Consider the following 19,680-nt stretch of genomic DNA (forward strand, 5'->3'; position numbering starts at 1 on the left):
ACCACCGCCACCGCCGCCACCACCACTCCCGTGGCCAAAGGCCTGGGTGACCGGCGGGGTAATCAGGGTGATCAACAACGTTGCTATGACCGTAGACTTGATCACCGACGTGAGCATATCTGCCTCCAATGCGCCCTACTCTTTGGCGCGGTAGCACTCTTCAGAGGCCAATAGGTCACCGGAAGCTGAAGGCGGCCGAGTTCATTGAGCGCTGAGCGGCGCTTGCTGCTGCCCGGCCCAGCTTTGCATCAGATGAAACTCGGGTTGAGCTTCTGCTCAGCCTCAAGCACTCGTTCGCGAAGCGCTTCCAGGTCCGCGAGCTGAGAAGCGAGCGCTTCGAAACGGTGACGAAGAAGAGCAGCGGCCGCCGCATCCGCCCAGGGATTGGCCGCCGGCACCTCGGCCGATTTGAAGAGATCGGCCCGGGGGGGGCGACGGGGAAGTCTGGAGATGATGGAGACCACTCATGGCCGGGTTCCTCCGCGTGGCGACGTACCTAGGGTTCGAACCTCCACACGTTCCCCACCGACTTCGTCGCGAGAAAAGATAGAGCCGTAAGCCGCGCCCCGTCGGCGACCCTCAGCTAATCTTCACCGTGTTTGTGATGATGGCGTTCGTGGGACCCCGCGCCCTCCCTGCCACACGCCGCGACCGAGTTGATGTCGACAGCAGCATGGTCAAGGCAGGAGTCATTACAGCGACGAATTTTCCGCAGGTCTTCAAAAACTCGCGCCGGTAGTCGTGTTCGGCATGAGGACATGGCGCCTCCTCATGGCTATCGCAATTAAACTGTCTTCCACTCTAATAAATTAAATACGTTAATCGAGTTCAATCACTAAATATAACAGACCTGGTTTTCGCGTCCCTAGCGCTCGATCGGGAATTCTTCGAGGGTTCGTTCGAATTTGCTCTCCTAGGCCGAGCTGATCGAGCCGCTTTTCGAGCTCGCGCTTTTCTGCAAGGAGTCTCGCCCCGAGGATCTGATCGACCTCCGTGTGCAGCGCTCACAATACAACGTGTCAAGGTATTCCCGATCCATGCCAACTCCATACGGAGAACGAGTTAGGCAATTAGGGCACGTGCGGGGCGCGCACCTCTTGGCCCAAAAATTTGTCGGGTGTCGCCGCGCTTTATAATGTTTAATATTTTCAATAATTAAATTGGACTAATCCGGTAATTAACTTCTTCCCGTCATTGCTCTTGGCGAGAATTAACCAACGAGCAGCCCGAAAACGACGTGCTGGACAGAGAGACGACGACAAAGGGTGCCCTCGCGGTGTGCATGACACGGCACAATACTTGCTACGGCGCGGGGGGCCCGATTAGTGCGTGCGGAGTTGTTCCAAGATGGGACGAAAGGTCCGGACTTCAAAGAAGCAGAAGCGTGTTACGCCGGACCTACTGATCCTGGCTGCTGAGCTTGAGAGGCTGAAACGAAAGCGCGCATCAATCCCCGACCTCGAAAAAATCTGGAGCGAAGTGCAAGCACTCCGAGTGCAAGTTAGGAGAGCCGAAATCAGACGCCGGCACTGAACCGGCTACATCGCGGCCCGGTCGATACGTAAGTCATCGATCCGTTTTCCGGACTTCAACCGGTTTGTTACCCAGCGAGGCTGCTTACCGCGCCCGGCCCAAGTCTCCGATCTATTTGACGGGTTTCGATACTTTGGAAGAACCTTGGGATAGCGCCGTCGGGCGCGAACGGTATGCGGCGCAACGGCGCCGCCGAGCTTAGCCAACCGCTCCTCTAGCGTCTTTTGTTTCGCCGCGAGTTTTGCTGGGAGTATGGCCTCGGTCTGGCGGTAGAGATCCCAAAGCTCCTCGATGGACATCTGCGCCAGCGTATCACTAGACGGTTTCATATCTTGCTCCCTTCAGGAGAAGACCCCCAAAATTAGGTTCCAACATTGAAACTTTTTTTGAGGTTTTTTAGCGCCTGATCCTCGTTAAATCGGTGATCCTTCGGGGCACGACTAGTCTCTGCGACATATTGCTTCGTTGGCTACACACCATAATGGATCGTGATTGGGCCGCCTTTGATTTAACGCAAGACGATGCCCGCGTTAAGGGCGCCTCCATACGCTGGAGCCCGGTCTATTCTGGGACGCATCTCCAAGCGCGGGAGCAAGTATCTCAGGACCCTGTTCATCCAGGCTTCAAACGTCATCCTGATGCGCCCGCACAATTGGGATCGCTTCAGCTTCGGAACATGGCTGCAGAACGCAGCTCCACGGCTGCACCGCAATAAGCTGGCAACGGCCCTGGCCAACAAGCTGGCGCGGATAGCATGGAGCATCTTGCGCAACGAGAAGACCTTCGACGCACCCCATTACGAAGTGATCGCAATCTGAATCCTACCCCGAGTTCGCGACAGAGAAAATGCATAGAACGGATTGATGAACGCATCCAGAGTCTGGTGACCCAAATGGTTGCTTGCCAACCTACACCGGGTGAACGCCTTCGCGTTATCGACGGTGGCTTGCCACCGCTTCCGCCTCAGACGCTCCTTCTCTAGCGCTTTCCGCGGCAGCACATCCCGAATGATCGTATCGATCTCGGCGCCGTCCAACGTTCTCTTGATTCGCAGAACGGTGGAGACAGCCAGGGGGAGCCGACGAAGTTCGAGCAGTCGTACTGGCATGCCGCTACAGCCAAGGTCAGCTATGGGTCAATAGCAGACGTTCGGCGGGCTGAACGACAAGGTCCACCAAGGGCCAACAGCGGAAGTCGCGCTCATTCGATCAGCTCGTTGCGCAGAAAAGTCCTTGGCTCAGATTTCATTTCGGCAGCCCGGGGCAATGTGCCAGCACGCCGATTGATGGAAACGCGGTTCGGGGATGAGAAAAAAAGGAGCTTCCGATTTCGGCGCAGCGGAGTTGATACCGCACGGGATCACCACAGTGGTGCCCTGACCTTCCGCCGCCACTGTGGGGCCAAGTCGCTCGGGCGGGGGTCGCATGGTGGTCGGCGCACGAGACGGAAAGTTCCGCTCCGGCGGCCTGCCTGTGACTGCGTCCGTATTGGCAAATCGCGGAGCGACGCTCCGACGTCGGCTTTCGGGGAGCACACGCGTCATGGATGAAATCCTGCGTTGGGTGGCGACAGTCGGCACGATCGGCGCCGGGCTGATCCTAGCTGCCCGGGCGCGGCCACTCATTACCGGCTGGGCCTTCGTCGTACTGAGCGGTGCATCGGTGATCTGGATCGTCGTCGGCTATCTAACAGCGGAATATGCGCTGATGGTGCAAAACGTGGTGGTGACACTTATCAACGTGTTCGGCGTCTACCGATGGCTGATCTGGAAAGGAAATGTATGAAAGCGTTCTGCCTGCGCGCTCTGCCGCCCTCGCGCGCACAGGTCAAGCTTAGCTCGGCGGCCTCTGTCCGGTCTTACTTCACGTCCATTGGGAGATTTGCGGGTTAACGCCTCATCAAGCGCCAATAACCTACCAGCGCGCGCCACTCGAATATGAGGACTATGCTGCCGACCAGCACGGTCCCGACCCCGAACATTATCAAAATCATTTGGAGCATCGAATCACCGCGTGCTCTGTCAATGTCGCTAAGTATCAAACTGGACAGTTTTCCCGAAGCCCTTACTTGGGTGGGTGCAAGCCGGCGAGGTCAACCAATCGCTTAGATGCGCGCCGGTCTCAGCAATCCTGGCTCGCTTAAGCAGGCCCTCAGCTGGCCCCTTAGTTCGTCCACTTGGGATCGTCCTCATGTTCGAAGGCTTCCGCTAGCTTTGTCCAGTCGTCAGCGAGGTCCAGCCACGCAGCTTCATCAAAGTCGCTCCGTGCGTACTTGGCATTCAAGCGGCATTGCTCCGCCCTCGTGCGGCATTTCTCGACCAGCTCTTTACGCACAAGAACGGGCTTAGGTCGGCGGCTTGAGGCCGGGCGAATTAAGCCACTCGGTCATGTGCGCGGCAGTTTCGTCCTGCCGGGCCTTCCGCAGCACCGCGTCCCGCGTGGGGCCGGGTGGAAGCGTTGCGGCCACGGTGTGCAGCTCCTTCGCTTCTTCGGCAAGGCGCTCTTCGAGGGATTTGGTTTGTTTGAAACGGCGTCGCCTTTGCACGGCGCGGCTCCTTTCCGTGAGAGGAAGGCGGGAGCGCTACCGGCGTTCTCATCACCGATAAAAGCCACGATCCGTTCGGTGATGGTTCTTAACGTGTCACCAATGGAAGGGTTGCACCAGATAAAAGAACAGACCCCGCAGTATGACAGTGCGGCTGCCTCTAATTCAGAAGCTTGCGCAGCTTCTTGATGATCTCCCGTAGGGCGTTCGCATAGTCCTCTATGATCCGTCGCGCTTCCACGCTCCGGGGCTCATCTTTATCCGGGGGCGGTTCTTCGGACGGAGGTTTCATGGCCTTATTGATCGGCTAAGACCAGACGATCCATTGAGCTAGGTCAAAGAGGCTCGGAAGCATATTATTTGACTGCCAAAGGTCCACTTTGGGTCAGAGGCTGCCATCACGCAACATGCCGAGATTGGTCAGCTAAGGGCCAAAACCGGACATCGGTAAAGCAATCAGGACAAGCGCCCTGCGGCGCGCCGTTGCTCGAAAGCCTTGACGTTGGTGTAGGCGAGCAACAGCGTGTTGCACGGTATCTTCGCCTTCTCCGCCTTGCCAAGCATGAAGCCGAGGATGTGCTCCACCTCGGTCTGCCCGCCACGTTCGATGTCGCGTAACATCGACGTGGAGTACATAGAGTCCTGCTGGGAGAACGTGTCCTCCCACGATTTCATGAAGGCCGCGCTGGGCGCGTGCCCGTTGGCCGCAGCGATGGCAGCGCCGCAATGAAGCTGGTCGAGAAAAAGGTCCCGGCCATATGGGGTGCGAATAATCTCGCCGACATTTGCCCGCATGAGGCAGGTCATGGCGGCTGCAGTCGAGAGATGGACCAGCTTTTCCCACATTCGTTGAACGATATCGGCGACCGCGAGGACCTCCACGCCCTTCGCAGTGTCGAACAGCGTGGCCAATTCTCTCACGCGTTCCGTCATCTCCCCCGATTGCTCGCCAAAGGTAAGCGTTCGCCAGTCGTTGAACTGCCGGATCGCACCATCAGGCAAGATCGTCGCCTGTATTTTTGCCGTGCCACCAAGCACTCGGTGCCGGCCAAATTTCTCATTCAGCACGTCGATATGCGCAATGCCGTTCAAGAATGGAAGGACATAGCCGTTAGATGCTACGGCGGGCGCGATTGCCGCGACTGCAGTATCGAGATCATATGCCTTACAGGTCAGGATCACCGCGTCATAAACCGGCGCCACCTCCGCCGCGACCACCGTTTTGACTACTAGTTGTGCGTCCCCGAATTGGCTCTCGATCCGCAACCCTTGCTCAGAAAGGGTCTTGCGACGTCCATCGCGGACGAGAAACGTAACATCAGCCCCACTCTCGGCGAGGCGGCCGCCGAAATAGCCACCGGTGCCTCCAGCGCCCAACACTAGGTACCGCATTTGCTTGCCCGGCGTTCGCTTTGGGGCTCATCAAAGCATGTTGAGCGCCTATCGACTAGGGCGATGTCCGCTTTGGGTCAAAAGCGGCGGTCGCCCAATCGGTCAGGCCGTGTCGGCTACCCTCGAACAGCAGACATGACGATGGCTCTCTCGGTGCTCAGTTCGAAGCCGCTAACAGACCGTGTTCCGACGACGGAGTACGGTCTGCTCACCGACGTGAGCGGTGGCATTCTCAGCGGCTGCAGACGCATCACCGACGTTAACCCTGTTGGCAAATGGTTGGCCGCACGCCGGCTGCCGCCGACAAGTTGCCTTATTGGCGCGGAGAATTTTCAGCGGCACTAACCCGAGTTAGAGGCGCTTTATGCTGAAAATGGCGTTGTTGGGCCTCCTCATCCTGTTGAGCGCAGGCGTGCTGTCGGCAATGGAGCTGAGCGCTCCACCGCGTCGCGCCGTCGCGATCGCCCCGCCGCTTGCCGAGCAGAGCGCAAGCGTCTCTGCGTCACATGACGCGTTGCCGAAGGCCGATCGCCTCGAGGTTGCCGCTGTGAGCAGCGCGATGCCGACACAGGTTGCTCCGGTCGATAACCCCGTTGCTCCGCAAGACATCCAAGTCGGGTCGACCGCGCCGGAACCGATCGTCCGTCATCGGCGCGATGCGAAGACGATCGCGACCGCCGAACGTCCCAAGCCGAAGCCAAAGGCAATTGTTGCCAAGCGAACTGCCAATGTTCAGCGTGCAAAGGCCGCCAGCGAGCCCGAGCCCTGTCGACTCAAGGCGTTCGGTGGCCTGCTCAAGGCATTGAATTTGACCGGTTGCGAAATCTGAGGCCGCTTCCGGGCATGGCAGATCAAAGTCGAACGACCTGACGTCGTGATGCGAAGCGGGGCCTGCTTCCTCCTGGAAGCACTTACGGGCACACGCCTTGCCGCCATTTTTCCCTCGGCCAATGTCTCGCAAATTCTTCCGGTCATGCATACCTAGCCCTCATGAAGAATATCAGCTTCCTCTCCTTCGGACATTGGACCCCCTCGCCGCAATCGCAGACCCGCTCGGCGGCGGACACGCTGCTGCAATCGATCGAGCTTGCGGTCGCGGCCGAGCAACTGGGCGCGGACGGCGCCTATTTCCGCGTGCATCATTTCGCACGCCAGCTGGCCTCGCCCTTTCCGCTGCTCGCGGCGGTCGGCGCCAAAACCAGCAGGATCGAGATCGGCACCGCCGTGATCGACATGCGCTATGAGAACCCGCTCTACATGGTGGAGGACGCCGGAAGCGCCGATCTCATCGCCGGCGGCCGGCTGCAGCTCGGCATCAGCCGCGGCTCGCCCGAGCAGGTGATCGACGGCTGGCGCTACTTCGGTTATCGCCCGGCCGAGGGCCAGAGCGATGCGGACATGGGCCGGCGCCATGCGGAGGTGTTTCTCGACCTGCTCCGGGGTGAAGGTTTTGCCGAGCCCAATCCGCAGCCGATGTTTCCCAACCCGCCGGGACTGCTGCGCCTGGAGCCGCATGCACAGGGCCTGCGCGAACGGATCTGGTGGGGCGCCGGCTCGAACGCCACCGCGGTGTGGGCGGCAAAGCTCGGCATGAATCTGCAGAGCTCGACGCTGAAGAACGACGAGACCGGCGAAGCCTTCCACGTGCAGCAGGCCGCGCAAATCCGTGCCTATCGCACGGCGTGGAAAGAGGCCGGCCACAGCCGCGAGCCTCGCGTCTCCGTCAGCCGCAGCATCTTTGCACTGATCGACGATCGCGACCGCGCCTATTTCGGCCGGGAGCGCGGAGGCGAGGACCAGATCGGCTTCATCGACCCGCAGACCCGGGCGATCTTCGGCCGGAGTTATGCCGCCGAGCCCGATGCGCTGATCGAGCAGCTACGCCAGGACGAGGCGATCGCGGAGGCAGACACGCTGCTGTTGACGATCCCGAACCAGTTAGGTGTCGATTACTGCGCGCATGCGATCGAGGCGATCCTGAAGCACGTCGCACCGGCGCTGGGGTGGCGGTGACATGAGCTGGCGCGGCACGACCAGAAGTCGCGATTGACTTCGTCCACCACCCCCGCCAATGATCCCCCGGGGACTGTTGGACTGAATCAGGGGGTTGGAATGGGCTTGCGTCCGGGGATTTTCGTTGCGGCTTTCCTGCTTGCGGGGTGTGCGTCAGGGCCGATGGGCAGCACGGCTCTGACGGATAACGTCAAGGCAAATACTGCGCGACTGGTGGTCTATCGCTCATCCGCTCTGGGTTTCGCGATCCAACCAAGCTATTCGGTCGATGGACGCTCCGTTGGAGGCAGTCAGGCTGCAGGTTTCTTGGCCTGCGACCTGCCTCCGGGCCGCCACGAGGTTGCGGTCAATAATCTTCCGCTGAGCAGCAATCTGTTCGGACAGGGAAGCGAGAAAGTGAGCCTCGATCTGCGCGCCGGCAGCACCACCTACCTCTCCGCCCAGCCACAGATGGGAATCATCACGCCGGGTGCAATCACGTTGATCCAGGTCGCGGAAAGCCAAGGCCGTGCCGATGTCGCCAGCTTGCATCAGAGCAACAGCTCATGTGGCAAGGCGTGATCTGAGGCGCTCCGCGTTCTTCTGAGAGCCCGCCTAAGCGGGCGTCTCGAAGGATGGCTGCACGAGACTGCGCTCAAATCTGGTTTGCCAGCCGCCTCCGCCTCACCCCGTCTTCGTCCCCGTGACGACCGCCAGCGCCTCGACGAGGCGGTCGAGATCGGCCTCATCGGTAAAGAGCGACGGCGTCACGCGGATGCATTGGCCCCTGGCGACGCCGGCCCGGCGCACCGTCATCACCTTATGGCTGTCCCGCAGCTTCGCCACGATGGCCTCGTTGTCGGCCTTAATCGCGCTGCATCCTGACCGCAGCGCCGACGACGGCGTCGTACTCCGGGCGTCCTTCGCCCGTCGCATGCGCGGCCTGGGCAAAGCCCGTCCTGAATCCGCCGGGCTCGACGATCGTCACACGCACGCCGATCAGCGCCATCTCGCGCGCCAGCGATTCCGAAAAACCTTCGATCCCCCATTTCGCCGCCGAATAGGCGGCGCGTGCCGGCGCACCGATGCGGCCGCCGACGGACGAGACCTGCACGATGTGCCCATGGCCCTGGCGGCGCAGCACGGGGATCGCCGCCTTGGTGACGATGATGGTGCCGATCAGGTTGGCCTCGATCTGCTGACGGAACGAATCCAGGCTGGTGTCCTCGACCGATCCGAGGTCGCCGTAACCGGCATTGTTCACCACCACATCGATGCCGCCGAACGTCTTCACGGCAAGTCCGATGGCCGCGTGCGCTGCCGCCTCGTCGGTCACGTCCAGCGATGCAAGCTGAAGCGTTTCGCCGAAGCGCGCAAGCGACGGTTCGAGCGGCTTGGGGTCCCGGGCCGAAGCAAGCACGCGATCTCCCGCCGCGAGCGCAGCTTCCACGTTGGCGCGACCAAGACCCCGCGAGGCGCCGCTGACGAACCATGTCTTCGACATCTCGATCTCCAGATGACCTTAAGGCGCCAGCCGCGTGAAGACGTAATCGCGGCTCTTGGCCCGCGCCTCATGGCAGGCAAAGCAGGTGCGGTGCTGGGCCTCGTCGACCGGCTTGCCGTTGATGAATCGGCCGAAACCCCAGCCGCCCGTCGCGGCATATTTCTTGGAATCCTTGACCATCACCTGGACCGTGGTGGCGGCACCGGGAATGGTCGCGGACGCAAACTCAGGTGACTGCTTCCGCTTCCAGGCGCGCTTGACCAGAATGGTGCCGTCGGGGAACGGCAGCTTGCCGGCTTGATACGCGTCGATTGCAGTCTGGTTGCCGACCACAGCGCGAAGCTCGTCGAGCGGCGCCGCCTCTTCGGCCGGCGCGATCAGCTCCCACTGCTTGTAGCCCGGCGGAATTGTGACGCCGAAGATTGGCGAGGCGTCCGCCGTGTCGCGTGCCGCCGGCCCCTCCGCGGAAGCGATCGTGACGAGATACGGCACGCAGGTCAGGAGCACGACGAGGAGGACCACGGCGAGCACGATCATCGCGGCGTAAGGAGATTTTTTCTTTTCAGGTTCGGCTGGCGTCATGACCATTCATCAAGCTGGGTTCAATGGGCGATCCTCGGTCCAGCCCGGCTGGACCGAGGTGCTGACAGGTGCTCAGGCGCCGTCGGCGTCGATGACGGCCTTGGCAAAGGCTTGCGGTGCTTCCTGCGGCAAATTGTGGCCGATGCCGCCGGTGATCAGGCGAAACTCGTATCGGCCCGAGAACTTCTTGGCATAGGCGCTGGGGTCGGGATGCGGCGCACCGTTGGCATCGCCCTCCATCGTGATCGTCGGCACGTCGATGACGGGAGCTGCGGCCAGCTTCTTTTCGAGATGCTCGTATTTCGCCTCGCCCTGGGGGAGCCCGAGCCGCCAACGGTAGTTGTGGATCGTGATCGCGACATGATCCTTGTTGTCCAGCGCCGCCGCACTTCGATTGAAGGTGGCGTCGTCGAACTTCCATTGCGGTGAGGCGAGCTTCCAGATCAGCCTGGCGAAATCATGCGTGTACTTCTCGTATCCGGCACGGCCGCGCTCGGTCGCGAAATAGAACTGGTACCACCATTGCAGTTCGGCCTGCGGCGGCAGCGGCGCGTTGCCGGCGGCCTGGCTGGAGATCAGATAACCGCTGACCGATACCAGCGCGCGGCAGCGCTCCGGCCACAGCGCGGCGATGATGTCGGCGGTGCGCGCGCCCCAATCGAAGCCGGCGACGACCGCCTTCTTGATATCGAGCTTGTCCATCAGCGCGATGACGTCGGCCGCCATCGCGGCAGGCTCGCCGTTGCGCGGCGTCTCGCTGGAAAGGAAATGCGTCGTGCCGTAGCCGCGCAAGTGAGGGATGATCACGCGATAGCCGGCCTTGGCCAGGATCGGCGCGACGTCGACGAAGGCGTGAATGTCGTAGGGCCAGCCGTGCAGCAGGATCGCCACGGGACCGTTCGAAGGACCCGCCTCGGCATAGCCGACATCGAGGACGCCGGCATCGATCTGCTTGATCGTGCCGAAGGACGCAGTCGATGCGGACGATTTCGGCGCTTCGGTCTCAGCGCGCGCGAGGTCGATCACGCCGAGGCCGACGGCGATGCTTCCGGCGGCGACGCCAAAGAACTGGCGGCGATGCTGGTCGATGATCTGCTTCATGGTGGTGCTACCTTTTTTTGATGGTTGGTGATGGTGCGTCAGATCAGCGCGACCGTGACGTCGACGTTGCCGCGAACGGCCTTGGAATAGGGGCAGGTCTGATGCGCGTCATCGATGATGCCGCGCGCGGTCTCGGGGTCGAGGCCCGGCAGGCTGACATTGAGGCGCGCCCGGAGCGAATAGGCGCCCTCGTCGAGCACGAGATCGATTTCCGCATCGATCGCGCATTTCCTGGGGAGCTCGATCTTCCGCTTGCGCGCCGCGATCTCCATCGCGCCTTCGAAGCAGGCCGACCAGCCGGCGGCGAACAATTGCTCGGGATTGGTGCCTATGCCTGCGGCGCCCGGCGGCGACAGCTTGACGTCGAGGCGGCCGTCGGAGCTGCGCGATATGCCGTCGCCTCGCCCGCCGCTCGTGTGGGTCTTGGCCGTGTAGAGTATTTTTGCCGCCTGCGTCATGGAGCTGTCCTTTCCGTTGCGCAACTGACTAGCAGTGGCCGGTGCAGGACACCCGTTGGGAGTTGTGAGAAGTTGTGAGGTCAGACCTCGCGCGCTTAACAAGGCCTGCACCCGCGGTCTGATGCCGATGCAGCGGCGGCCTTGCCGGATCGCGATCATCTGGCTATCGGGTCCTGTCGAAGGGACCCGAGATTTGCCATGACAGAGCCGGCCAGCGCCGCAACGGGAACTTTATCGTTCGGGCCATTCTCCGTGACGCCGCATGAACGGCTCGTGGTGCGCGATGGCGTCGCGTTGCCGCTCGGCGCGAAAGCGTTCGACACGCTGATGGCGCTGATGTCGCGACCGAACCAGGTCGTCGGCAAATGGGACCTGATGGCGCTGGTGTGGCCCGGCATCACCGTCGAGGAGGCCAATCTGCGCTTTCACGTCGCAGCGCTGCGCAAGGCGCTCGGCGACGGCAAGGACGGCGCCCGCTACATCACGACGCTCTCCGGCCGCGGCTATTGCTTCGTGGCACCGATTTCGCAACTCGCAGCGCCGATTTCGCAAACAGGCATTGCGGCAGCCCAGCACCCCGCGCCGCGGCTGGAATTGCCGCCGGTAAAACTGCCGAACCGGTTGCAGCGGATGGTCGGGCGCGACGATGAGATCGCCGCCGTCTCCGACAAGCTCATCGCCTCGCGCTTTGTCACGATCGTCGGTCCCGGCGGCGTCGGCAAGACGGCGGTCGCAGTGGCGATCGCCCACGACCTGCTCGAGACTTTCTCCGACGCAGCGCACTTTGTTGATCTCGCCGCGCTCAGCGATCCCGATCTCGTGATCACCTCGATCCTGCTGATGCTGGGCTTGCCGGCCGAGACCGACGATCCCCTGCCCGCGCTGCTCGCGCATGTCAGGGACAAGCGGATGCTGCTGGTTCTCGACAATTGCGAACATGTCATCGCGACCGCCGCCCCGCTGGCGGCCGACATCTTCCAGGCGGCGCCGCATGTCCATATCCTCGCGACCAGCCGCGAAGCGCTGCGCGTCGAGGGCGAGCAGGTCTATCGATTGGCGCCGCTTGCCGTTCCGCCCGACGGCTCCGGACTGACGGTCGCCGCAGCGCAGACCTATCCGGCGCTGCAACTGTTCCTCGAACGTGCCACGGCCAGCGGCGCGCAGATCAGTCTCGATGACGCCAATGCCGCGATCATCGCGAGGATCTGCCGCAAGCTCGACGGCATGGCGCTGGCGATCGAACTCGCCGCCGGCCGGGTCGAAGCCTACGGCCTGGAGCAGACGGCCGCACTGCTCGACGAGCGCCTCAATCTGCTCTGGCAAGGCCAGCGAACGGCGCCGCCCCGGCAGAAGACTTTGCAGGCCACGCTCGACTGGAGCTACGGACTGCTGTCGGAGCTCGAACGCCTCGTGCTGCGCAGGCTTGCGGTCTTCGCCGGGCACTTCACCATCGACGCCGCGCTCGAGGTCGTGCCGGACGAGCGCGTCGACCACGCCCGACTGTTCGACGCCGTCGACAGTCTCGTGGCCAAATCGATGGTCGCGCCGCGCCCCATCGGCGCCATGATGCGCTACCGCCTGCTCGACACGACGCGCGCCTATCTGTTCGAGATCGAGCCCGACGACGCGGCTCTCGCCGCCCGCCACGCGACTTACTACCGGCGATGGCTGGAACAGGTCGGCATGACTTGGGCCACGGTGCCGAGCGCGGACGAACGAGCTGCGCACTTCTCCGCGCTTCACAATGTGCGCGCCGCGCTCGACTGGTGCTTCGGGACAGGCGGTGATCTCGGCATCGGCATTGCGCTCACCGCTGCGGCGGCGCCGATCTTCCTGGCGATGTCCTTGTTGATCGAATGCCGGCGCTGGTCGGAACGGGCGCTGCTGGCGATGGACCCCTCCTCGCGCGGCAGCGCCGAGGAAATGCACATCCAGGCCGCCCTCGGACTGACCTTGATGTTCACCCGCGGCGGCAGCGAAGCGGCGCGTAGCGCCCTGAGCCGGAGCCTTGCGATCGCCGAAGCGCGCGGCGACGAGATCAACCAGCTCCAGCTGCTCGGCCGGATGCATATCTTTCACGAGCGGATGGGAGAGTTCGACGCCGCGCTCGGCTATGCGCAGCAGAGCCTCGGGGTTGCGAGGTCGCTGGGCGATCCCGCCTCGATCGCCCTCGCCCATTCCCTCCTCGGCGTCTCGCTGCATCTGGCAGGCGAGCATCGCGACGCGCTGAAGATGCTGGAGGTCGCCTGGCAGGGACCGGGCACGGAGCGAATCAGCACCGTCCACGGCTTCGATCATCGCAACCGGGCTGGCATCACGCTTGCTCGCGAGCTCTGGCTGCAGGGCCGGCCCGCGGATGCGCTGCAACTGGCGCGACAGACGGTCACCGAGGCCGCGCAGATGGATCACCCGATCACGCTCTGCATTGCGCTGATCTGGACGGTCGCGATTGATCTCTGGAGCGGAGACCTTGACGGTGCGGACGCGAATATCGACCGCTTCATCGCGCATGCGACGTCGCGCTCGATGGGGCCTTATCTCGCCGTCGGCCGCGGCGTCAAAGGCGAGCTGGCGATCCGGCGCGGCGATGCGGCCGGTGGCGTCGAGACGATCAGGACTTGCCTGCGTGAGCTCCACGATGCCGGCTACGAGCTGCTGACCACGACGTTCAACATCGCGCTGGTTCAGGGATTGTTGGCGCTCGGCCAGATCGAGCAGAGCGCACAGCTGATCGACGACGCGATCCGACTCGTCGAGCAGAGCGGCGATCACCTCTACATGCCCGAGCTGTTGCGCATGAAAGGCAAGGTCCTATCGCACCTCCCAGAGTCGCACATCGAGGAAGCGGAGTCCTGTCTGGTGCAGGCGCTGGAACTCAGCCGCGCGAAGGGCGCCAAAGCGTGGGAACTGCGCGCAGCAATCGATCTGGCGCAGCTTCTTGCCCACCGGCGCCGCGGCAAGGAAGCCAGGCGATTACTTCAATCGGCACGCGAAGGTTTCGCTGCAGGCTCCGAGACTGAAGATATCAGGGCCGCCGATGCGCTCCTGAAGACGCTGTAGCGGGCTCACCCCGTCGGCGTGCCCTGCTTCCACTGGCCGCCGGCGATCTTGGCGGCCGCGATCACCGCCTGCGTCCGGCTCTCGACGCCGAGCTTTTGCAGGATCGCCGAGACATGCGCCTTGATGGTGGCCTCGGAGACCCCGAGCTCATAGGCGATCTGCTTGTTGAGGAGGCCCTCCGACAGCATCATCAGGACCCGGACCTGCTGCGGCGTCAGCGTCACCAGGCGATCGCGCAGCCGCGTCATGTCGGGGTCGGCCGCAGCCGACAAATCGGTATCGGCGGGAACCCAGACGTCGCCCTCCATCACCTTGAGGATGGCGTCGCGCAGGGTCTCGACGCCGAATCGCTTGGGAATGAAGCCGGAGGCGCCGAAATCGAGCGAGCGGCGGATCGTGGCGCTGTCGTCGGACGCCGAGACGATCACCACCGGAATCGCCGGATATTGCGCACGCAGATAGATCAGGCCGGAAAAGCCTGAGATCCCGGGCATCGAGAGGTCGAGCAGGATCAGGTCGACATCCGAGGTCTGTTCCAGGAGCTTGGTCAGATCCTCGAACGATCCGGCCTCGTCGATCCTGGCCGAGGTCAGGACGCCGGCCACCGCCTGTCGCAGCGCGTCGCGGAAAAGAGGATGGTCATCGGCGATGACGAGATGGGTCGAGGGAGCGTTCATCGTTCTCTTGCTGTCGTTCGCGGGCCGGCGGACAGATCCCGGATGTATCAATTCTTCCCCGAGCGGCCGTGGCATGCAAGTGCACATTATCCCTTTGCTGCAAAGGGGTTAATCCGGAAGCCTTACTTGGCGGCGCGCCGGTGCCCGATACCGGGCGTCAGCTACGCGTCAGTGCGCAAGGCCGAAAGTCGTATTGGGGCGGGTTTCACGCCGATGTTACCTTGCGGGCAAGACCTGGGTTGATCCGGCATGTCCGGACGTCTGGGGCGCGAGGAAACGCAATTCGGGGAGCGACTCAATATGTCGACAATGGCCGTATCTCAAGCAGGCGCGGGAGGGATGACGAAGGACGAACGGTTCGTCATTCTCGCCTCATCGCTCGGTACCGTCTTCGAGTGGTACGATTTCTACCTCTACGGTTCGCTGGCCGGCATCATCGGCGCGCAGTTCTTCTCGGCCTATCCGCCGGCAACCCGCGACATCTTCGCGCTGCTGGCATTCGCAGCCGGCTTCCTGGTGCGTCCGTTCGGCGCGATCGTGTTCGGCCGCGTCGGCGATATCGTCGGCCGCAAATACACCTTCCTCGTCACCATCCTGATCATGGGTCTGTCGACCTTCATCGTCGGCCTGCTGCCGAACGCGGCGACCATCGGCATCGCGGCTCCGATCATCCTGATCGCGCTGCGCCTCGCCCAGGGCCTGGCGCTCGGCGGTGAGTATGGCGGCGCGGCGACCTACGTCGCGGAACATGCTCCGAACGGCAAGCGCGGCTACTACACCTCCTTCATTCAGACCACCGCGACGCTCGGCCTGTTCCTGTCGCTGCTGGTGATCCTGTTCACCCGTAGCGCCCTCGGCGAGACCGACTTCGCGGCGTGGGGCTGGCGCATCCCGTTCCTGGTCTCGGTGCTGCTGCTCGGCATCTCGGTCTGGATCCGGCTTCGCCTCAATGAATCCCCGATCTTCCAGAAGATGAAGGACGAGGGGAAGAGCTCGAAGGCGCCGCTGACCGAAGCCTTCGGCAACTGGCAGAACGGCAAGCTCGTGCTGCTCGCGCTGCTCGGCGGCGTGATGGGCCAGGGCGTCGTCTGGTACACCGGCCAGTTCTACGCGCTGTTCTTCCTGCAATCGATCCTGAAGGTCGACGGTTACACCGCCAACCTGCTGATCGCCTGGTCGCTGCTGCTCGGCACCGGCTTCTTCATCGTGTTCGGCATCCTGTCCGACAAGATCGGCCGCAAGCCGATCATCCTCGGCGGCTGTCTGATCGCGGCGCTGACCTTCTTCCCGATCTTCAAGATGATCACCACCAACGCCAACCCGGCGCTGGAAAAGGCGATCGAATCGGTCAAGGTCGACGTGGTGGCGGATCCCGCGGGTTGCGGCGACCTGTTCAACCCGGTCGGCACCCGTGTCTTCACCTCACCTTGCGACACCGCACGCGCTTATCTGTCGCAATCGTCGGTCAAGTACTCGACCACGCCGGGCGCGGCCGGCTCGGGCGTCAAGGTGGTGGTCAACGGCAAGGACGTCGCCTACGCCAACGCCAAGGACGGCAACCCGGCGGTTCTCGCCGCGGTGCAGGCAGCCGGCTATCCGAAGGCCGGCGACACCGGCATCGTGAAGATGGCGCATCCGTTCGACATCTTCCGTCCGCAGGTAGCCGCGGTTGTCGGGCTGCTGTTCATCCTGGTGCTCTTCGTCACCATGGTGTACGGCCCGATCGCCGCAATGCTGGTCGAACTGTTCCCGACCCGCATCCGCTACACCTCGATGTCGCTGCCCTACCACATCGGTAACGGCTGGTTCGGCGGCCTGTTGCCCGCGACCGCCTTCGCCATCGTGGCCTCGACCGGCGATATCTATGCCGGCCTCTGGTATCCGGTCATCTTCGCATCGATTACCGTCGTGATCGGGTTCTTCTTCCTGCCCGAGACCAAGGACGTCGACATCAAGGCGACCTGATCGAAAGCACCGATAAGCACAATGAGCCGGCCGCGGAGCGATCCGCGGCCGGTTTTGTTTTGAGCGCTAAAATTGCTTTACTGATTGCTGCCGACGAATTGCAGCACCACCTCGCGCTGGTGCGGGCGCTTGCGGTGCTCGATCAAGTAGATCGCCTGCCAGGTGCCGAGGGCAAGCCTGCCGCTCAAGACCGGGACCTGAAGCGAGGCCCCGGTCAGCATCGTCTTGATATGTGCCGGCATGTCGTCGGGTCCTTCGGTGTCGTGGGTCCACCCGGCATTCTCCGGCGCCAGCCGGGACAGTGCCGTGGTGAGATCGACGAGCACGGACGGATCGGCATTCTCCTGGATCGTCAGCGAGGCCGAGGTATGGCGGATGAACAGCGTCAGCGCGCCGTCGCGCGCGTGAACCTCGGCGATGAATTTTGCAGCCTCGCTGGTCAGATCGGTGAAGCCGTGGCCCGATGTCTGCACGGTCAGCAATGACGATGCGATGGTGCTGGCTTGCACCGACGATGGCGCCGAGCGGGTGACTGATCTGGCTGGTGTCATGGAATTCTCTCAACTTGCAAAGCTGCCGTAGGGTGGGCAATGGCGCGAAGCGCCGTGCCCACGTCTTCCTTCGCGGTCGTAGAGATATCGTGGGCACGGCGTAAGAACGCCTTTGCCCACCCTACGGCACTACGGCACCTCAACGCATGGATGGCGCGAAGGGGTCCTCAAATCTTCCCCGACACGTCCTTCTGGACGCGGTTGGCGATGTCGATCAGCCGCCGCCAGGCCTTTTCCAGAAACGACATCACGCGGTCGACGTCCTGGTCGCTCGGCAGCGGGATCTCGATCTTGCGCTCGCCCTCGGCGCCCTTGGGCTCCGCTTTCTTCAGCGGGTCGGATTTCGGCAGCGCCTCGTCGATCTTGCCGGACACCGTCGGTCCGGCCGCGAGCTGTCCCTTCAGCCGCTCGACCTCGGCCTGGAGCCGGCCGATCTCGGCATCGAGCGCGGTCCGTTCGTCGGGCACCGCGTAGCAGGCCCAGCCGGCGCCGTTCTTGGTACAGGTCGATACCGTGCCGGTGCGCGTGTCGAGCCGCAGCACGCCCTCGGGGATGGGCGTCATGCTGTAGCGGCCGTTCTCGCTGTCGGGCGTGGATTGCGCGGCCTCGAGGTCGCCGCCGATCGCCACCGCGGCGGCGAACGCCGCCAGCGCAAGCCATGATGTTGTGGATGACGTCACTAGTCTCATCGCGCTCTCCGCCACGACGTGCAGGTGGCCCTCTCGCAAATTCTACACCCCGGTGAGGCGATCCGCCGCCCAAAACACGCCCCCGTATCAACGATCGCGGCGGCGTCTTCGATCCCGGCAGCGTGGCGAAAGGGCGGCCGCCTTCGCCGATCCTGAGGCCTGCTGCTGCGGTGCGGCGTCACGCTGTGTGCAGCGCTGCTGTGCGCGCCAATATCATCAAGTAAATCAGCTACATAACCGAAAGCGACGCAATCGTGACTTGGCTTGACTTGATTATGGGCCATCAGTATGGTCCGCGCGGCTTTTGAGGGTGGCGGGCGCAATTTCCATTCAGCCGCGGCGTTTCGGGTCTTCGTTGCATGACACAGGGCACGGGACACGGCGAGAATGGGGATCGCGATAGATCGTCCGAGGAAGCTGCGCTTTCCGAACGGCTCGGAAAACTTGATCAGCGGTTGTCCGAACTCCGGGACCGACGAATCAAGACCGAGCAACCCGCAGGTGACGGTGAAGACAGAGCGGCCAGAGCTTCGGCGATGGCGCTTGGTTTCCGGTTATCCTCCGAGTTGGTCGCCGGGGTCGTTGTCGGAGCGGGGATTGGCTGGGGTTTCGACCGCTTGCTGTCGACGTCGCCTTTCGGATTTATCGTGTTCCTGTTGCTTGGCTTCGTCGCCGGCGTGGTGAATGTGGTGAGAACGGCGGGTGCGGGTCAAAACAGGCGCGGTGGGTCTTAGCCGATCCGCACCAGGAGAGGAATGATCGTGCCGGCCTTGCCGGTACGGGCCGGCCCGGCCGGCAGACCGAGACCCGCCGGCATTGCCCGGCAGACCAAGAGATGCCGCGCTGATGAAAATCGACCCGATCCACCAGTTCAACATCGAGCCTCTCTTCACCCTGGGCCATATCGGCAATCACACGATCGCCTTCACCAATTCGTCGCTCTACATGCTGGTCGCGGTGGCGGTGATCTCGATCCTGATGCTCGCCAGCGGCACGCAGCTGGTTCCGGGGCGTCTGCAGTCGGTTGCCGAAATCTCCTACGAATTCGTCGCCTCGACCATCCGTTCGACGGCCGGCGCGGAAGGGATGAAGTTCTTCCCGCTGATTTTCTCGCTGTTCATGTTCATCTGCGTCTCGAACCTGGTCGGCATCATCCCCTACACCTTCACGATCTCGAGCCATCTGATCGTGACGGCAGCGCTCGCGCTTCTGGTCTTCTTCACCGTCCTGATCTACGGCGTCGCCAAGAACGGTCTGAAATTCTTCTCGATCTTCGTGCCCCACGGCGTCCCCGGCTACATCCTGCCGCTGGTGATGTTCATCGAGATCCTGTCGTTCTTCCTGCGGCCGGTCTCCCACAGCGTCCGTCTGTTCGCCAACATGCTGGCCGGCCACATCGCGCTGAAGGTGTTCGCGGGCTTCGTCGCCATGCTCGGCTTCTCGCTCGGGGCACTGGGCTGGGTCGGCGGCGTGCTGCCGCTGGCTCTCACGGTCGCGCTGTACGCGCTCGAGATTCTGGTCGCGTTCCTGCAAGCCTATGTGTTTGCGATCCTGACCTGCATCTACCTCAACGACGCCATTCATCCGGGACACTGAGCGGTCCGGGGAATTTCCACCCACAACCCAATCTTT

Annotated in this window: 21 protein-coding genes and 1 pseudogene; 10 read left to right on the plus strand and 12 right to left on the minus strand. The window is 62.8% G+C overall.

Going from position 1 to position 19,680, the window contains the following annotated elements:
• Positions 1-248: 248 nt before the first annotated feature.
• Both CV770_RS41800 and CV770_RS30580 read right to left on the minus strand, forming a co-directional pair.
• Positions 249-464 carry a hypothetical protein gene (locus CV770_RS41800; RefSeq protein ID WP_146101379.1) on the minus strand — a complete coding sequence of 72 codons (216 nt, stop codon included), beginning with the start codon at positions 462-464 and terminating at the stop codon, positions 249-251.
• Between the two features lie 1,074 nt (positions 465-1,538).
• Positions 1,539-1,862 (minus strand): H-NS histone family protein, encoded by a 324-nt coding sequence (locus CV770_RS30580; protein WP_104465009.1) that lies wholly within the window; start codon positions 1,860-1,862, stop codon positions 1,539-1,541.
• A 192-nt stretch (positions 1,863-2,054) separates the two neighbouring features.
• Between CV770_RS30580 and CV770_RS44290 the strand changes: the two are divergent.
• The 3 genes and pseudogenes from CV770_RS44290 to CV770_RS30590 all read left to right on the plus strand — a co-directional run.
• Positions 2,055-2,165: pseudogene (locus CV770_RS44290) on the plus strand (hypothetical protein); the annotation flags it as partial.
• 6 nt (positions 2,166-2,171) lie between these two features.
• Positions 2,172-2,351, plus strand: coding sequence for a hypothetical protein (locus CV770_RS30585; protein ID WP_104465010.1), 180 nt, complete (start codon positions 2,172-2,174; stop codon positions 2,349-2,351).
• Between the two features lie 723 nt (positions 2,352-3,074).
• A complete protein-coding gene (locus tag CV770_RS30590; RefSeq protein ID WP_051056887.1) occupies positions 3,075-3,317 on the plus strand; it encodes a hypothetical protein in 243 nt (80 codons plus the stop codon).
• A gap of 559 nt (positions 3,318-3,876) precedes the next feature.
• On the opposite strand, the gene CV770_RS30595 is transcribed toward CV770_RS30590, so the two are convergent.
• A complete protein-coding gene (locus CV770_RS30595; RefSeq protein WP_104465011.1) occupies positions 3,877-4,077 on the minus strand; it encodes a hypothetical protein in 201 nt (66 codons plus the stop codon).
• Between the two features lie 456 nt (positions 4,078-4,533).
• The gene (locus tag CV770_RS30600) at positions 4,534-5,469 is read right to left on the minus strand and encodes a 2-dehydropantoate 2-reductase (RefSeq protein ID WP_104465012.1); all 936 of its coding nucleotides are present in this window, start codon (positions 5,467-5,469) and stop codon (positions 4,534-4,536) included.
• 364 nt (positions 5,470-5,833) lie between these two features.
• Between CV770_RS30600 and CV770_RS30610 the strand changes: the two genes are divergently transcribed.
• The 3 genes from CV770_RS30610 to CV770_RS30620 all read left to right on the plus strand — a co-directional run bounded on the left by CV770_RS30610 (position 5,834) and on the right by CV770_RS30620 (position 8,043).
• Complete coding sequence (locus tag CV770_RS30610) at positions 5,834-6,298, plus strand: hypothetical protein (protein WP_104465013.1); 465 nt, start codon at positions 5,834-5,836, stop codon at positions 6,296-6,298.
• Between the two features lie 161 nt (positions 6,299-6,459).
• A complete protein-coding gene (locus tag CV770_RS30615; protein WP_104465014.1) occupies positions 6,460-7,482 on the plus strand; it encodes an LLM class flavin-dependent oxidoreductase in 1,023 nt (340 codons plus the stop codon).
• A 99-nt stretch (positions 7,483-7,581) separates the two neighbouring features.
• Complete coding sequence (locus CV770_RS30620) at positions 7,582-8,043, plus strand: DUF2846 domain-containing protein (RefSeq protein WP_104465015.1); 462 nt, start codon at positions 7,582-7,584, stop codon at positions 8,041-8,043.
• Positions 8,044-8,145: 102 nt separating this feature from the next.
• On the opposite strand, the gene CV770_RS30625 is transcribed toward CV770_RS30620, so the two are convergent.
• The 5 genes from CV770_RS30625 to CV770_RS30645 form a co-directional block, all read right to left on the minus strand.
• Positions 8,146-8,307, minus strand: coding sequence for a hypothetical protein (locus CV770_RS30625; protein WP_245453896.1), 162 nt, complete (start codon positions 8,305-8,307; stop codon positions 8,146-8,148).
• A gap of 19 nt (positions 8,308-8,326) precedes the next feature.
• Positions 8,327-8,965: an SDR family NAD(P)-dependent oxidoreductase gene (locus CV770_RS30630; RefSeq protein ID WP_245453897.1), complete on the minus strand. Its 639-nt coding sequence runs from the start codon at positions 8,963-8,965 to the stop codon at positions 8,327-8,329.
• Between the two features lie 18 nt (positions 8,966-8,983).
• Positions 8,984-9,547 (minus strand): cytochrome P460 family protein, encoded by a 564-nt coding sequence (locus CV770_RS30635; RefSeq protein ID WP_104465029.1) that lies wholly within the window; start codon positions 9,545-9,547, stop codon positions 8,984-8,986.
• Between the two features lie 72 nt (positions 9,548-9,619).
• A complete protein-coding gene (locus CV770_RS30640) occupies positions 9,620-10,648 on the minus strand; it encodes an alpha/beta fold hydrolase (RefSeq protein ID WP_104465016.1) in 1,029 nt (342 codons plus the stop codon).
• Between the two features lie 38 nt (positions 10,649-10,686).
• Positions 10,687-11,106, minus strand: coding sequence for an organic hydroperoxide resistance protein (locus CV770_RS30645; RefSeq protein ID WP_104465030.1), 420 nt, complete (start codon positions 11,104-11,106; stop codon positions 10,687-10,689).
• Between the two features lie 198 nt (positions 11,107-11,304).
• Between CV770_RS30645 and CV770_RS30650 the strand changes: the two genes are divergently transcribed.
• Positions 11,305-14,166 carry an ATP-binding protein gene (locus tag CV770_RS30650; protein WP_104465017.1) on the plus strand — a complete coding sequence of 954 codons (2,862 nt, stop codon included), beginning with the start codon at positions 11,305-11,307 and terminating at the stop codon, positions 14,164-14,166.
• Between the two features lie 5 nt (positions 14,167-14,171).
• Here CV770_RS30650 and CV770_RS30655 read toward each other — a convergent pair whose 3' ends face one another.
• A complete protein-coding gene (locus tag CV770_RS30655) occupies positions 14,172-14,843 on the minus strand; it encodes a response regulator (protein ID WP_018316334.1) in 672 nt (223 codons plus the stop codon).
• 339 nt (positions 14,844-15,182) lie between these two features.
• On the opposite strand from CV770_RS30655, the gene CV770_RS30660 reads away from it, so the two are divergent.
• Entirely contained in the window at positions 15,183-16,808 is a 1,626-nt protein-coding gene (locus CV770_RS30660; RefSeq protein WP_201760111.1) for an MFS transporter, read from the plus strand.
• Positions 16,809-16,885: 77 nt separating this feature from the next.
• On the opposite strand, the gene CV770_RS30665 is transcribed toward CV770_RS30660, so the two are convergent.
• Both CV770_RS30665 and CV770_RS30670 read right to left on the minus strand, forming a co-directional pair.
• On the minus strand, positions 16,886-17,359 hold the full coding sequence (locus CV770_RS30665; RefSeq protein ID WP_104465018.1) for a secondary thiamine-phosphate synthase enzyme YjbQ: 474 nt from the start codon (positions 17,357-17,359) through the stop codon (positions 16,886-16,888).
• A gap of 167 nt (positions 17,360-17,526) precedes the next feature.
• The gene (locus tag CV770_RS30670; RefSeq protein ID WP_104465031.1) at positions 17,527-18,048 is read right to left on the minus strand and encodes a hypothetical protein; all 522 of its coding nucleotides are present in this window, start codon (positions 18,046-18,048) and stop codon (positions 17,527-17,529) included.
• A 359-nt stretch (positions 18,049-18,407) separates the two neighbouring features.
• Between CV770_RS30670 and CV770_RS30680 the strand changes: the two genes are divergently transcribed.
• Complete coding sequence (locus tag CV770_RS30680) at positions 18,408-18,782, plus strand: AtpZ/AtpI family protein (RefSeq protein WP_091960055.1); 375 nt, start codon at positions 18,408-18,410, stop codon at positions 18,780-18,782.
• A 112-nt stretch (positions 18,783-18,894) separates the two neighbouring features.
• Positions 18,895-19,644: a F0F1 ATP synthase subunit A gene (locus CV770_RS30685; RefSeq protein ID WP_091960050.1), complete on the plus strand. Its 750-nt coding sequence runs from the start codon at positions 18,895-18,897 to the stop codon at positions 19,642-19,644.
• Positions 19,645-19,680: the final 36 nt, after the last annotated feature.

The organism is Bradyrhizobium sp. AC87j1 (assembly GCF_002936975.1).
Taxonomy (GTDB): Bacteria; Pseudomonadota; Alphaproteobacteria; order Rhizobiales; family Xanthobacteraceae; genus Bradyrhizobium; species Bradyrhizobium shewense.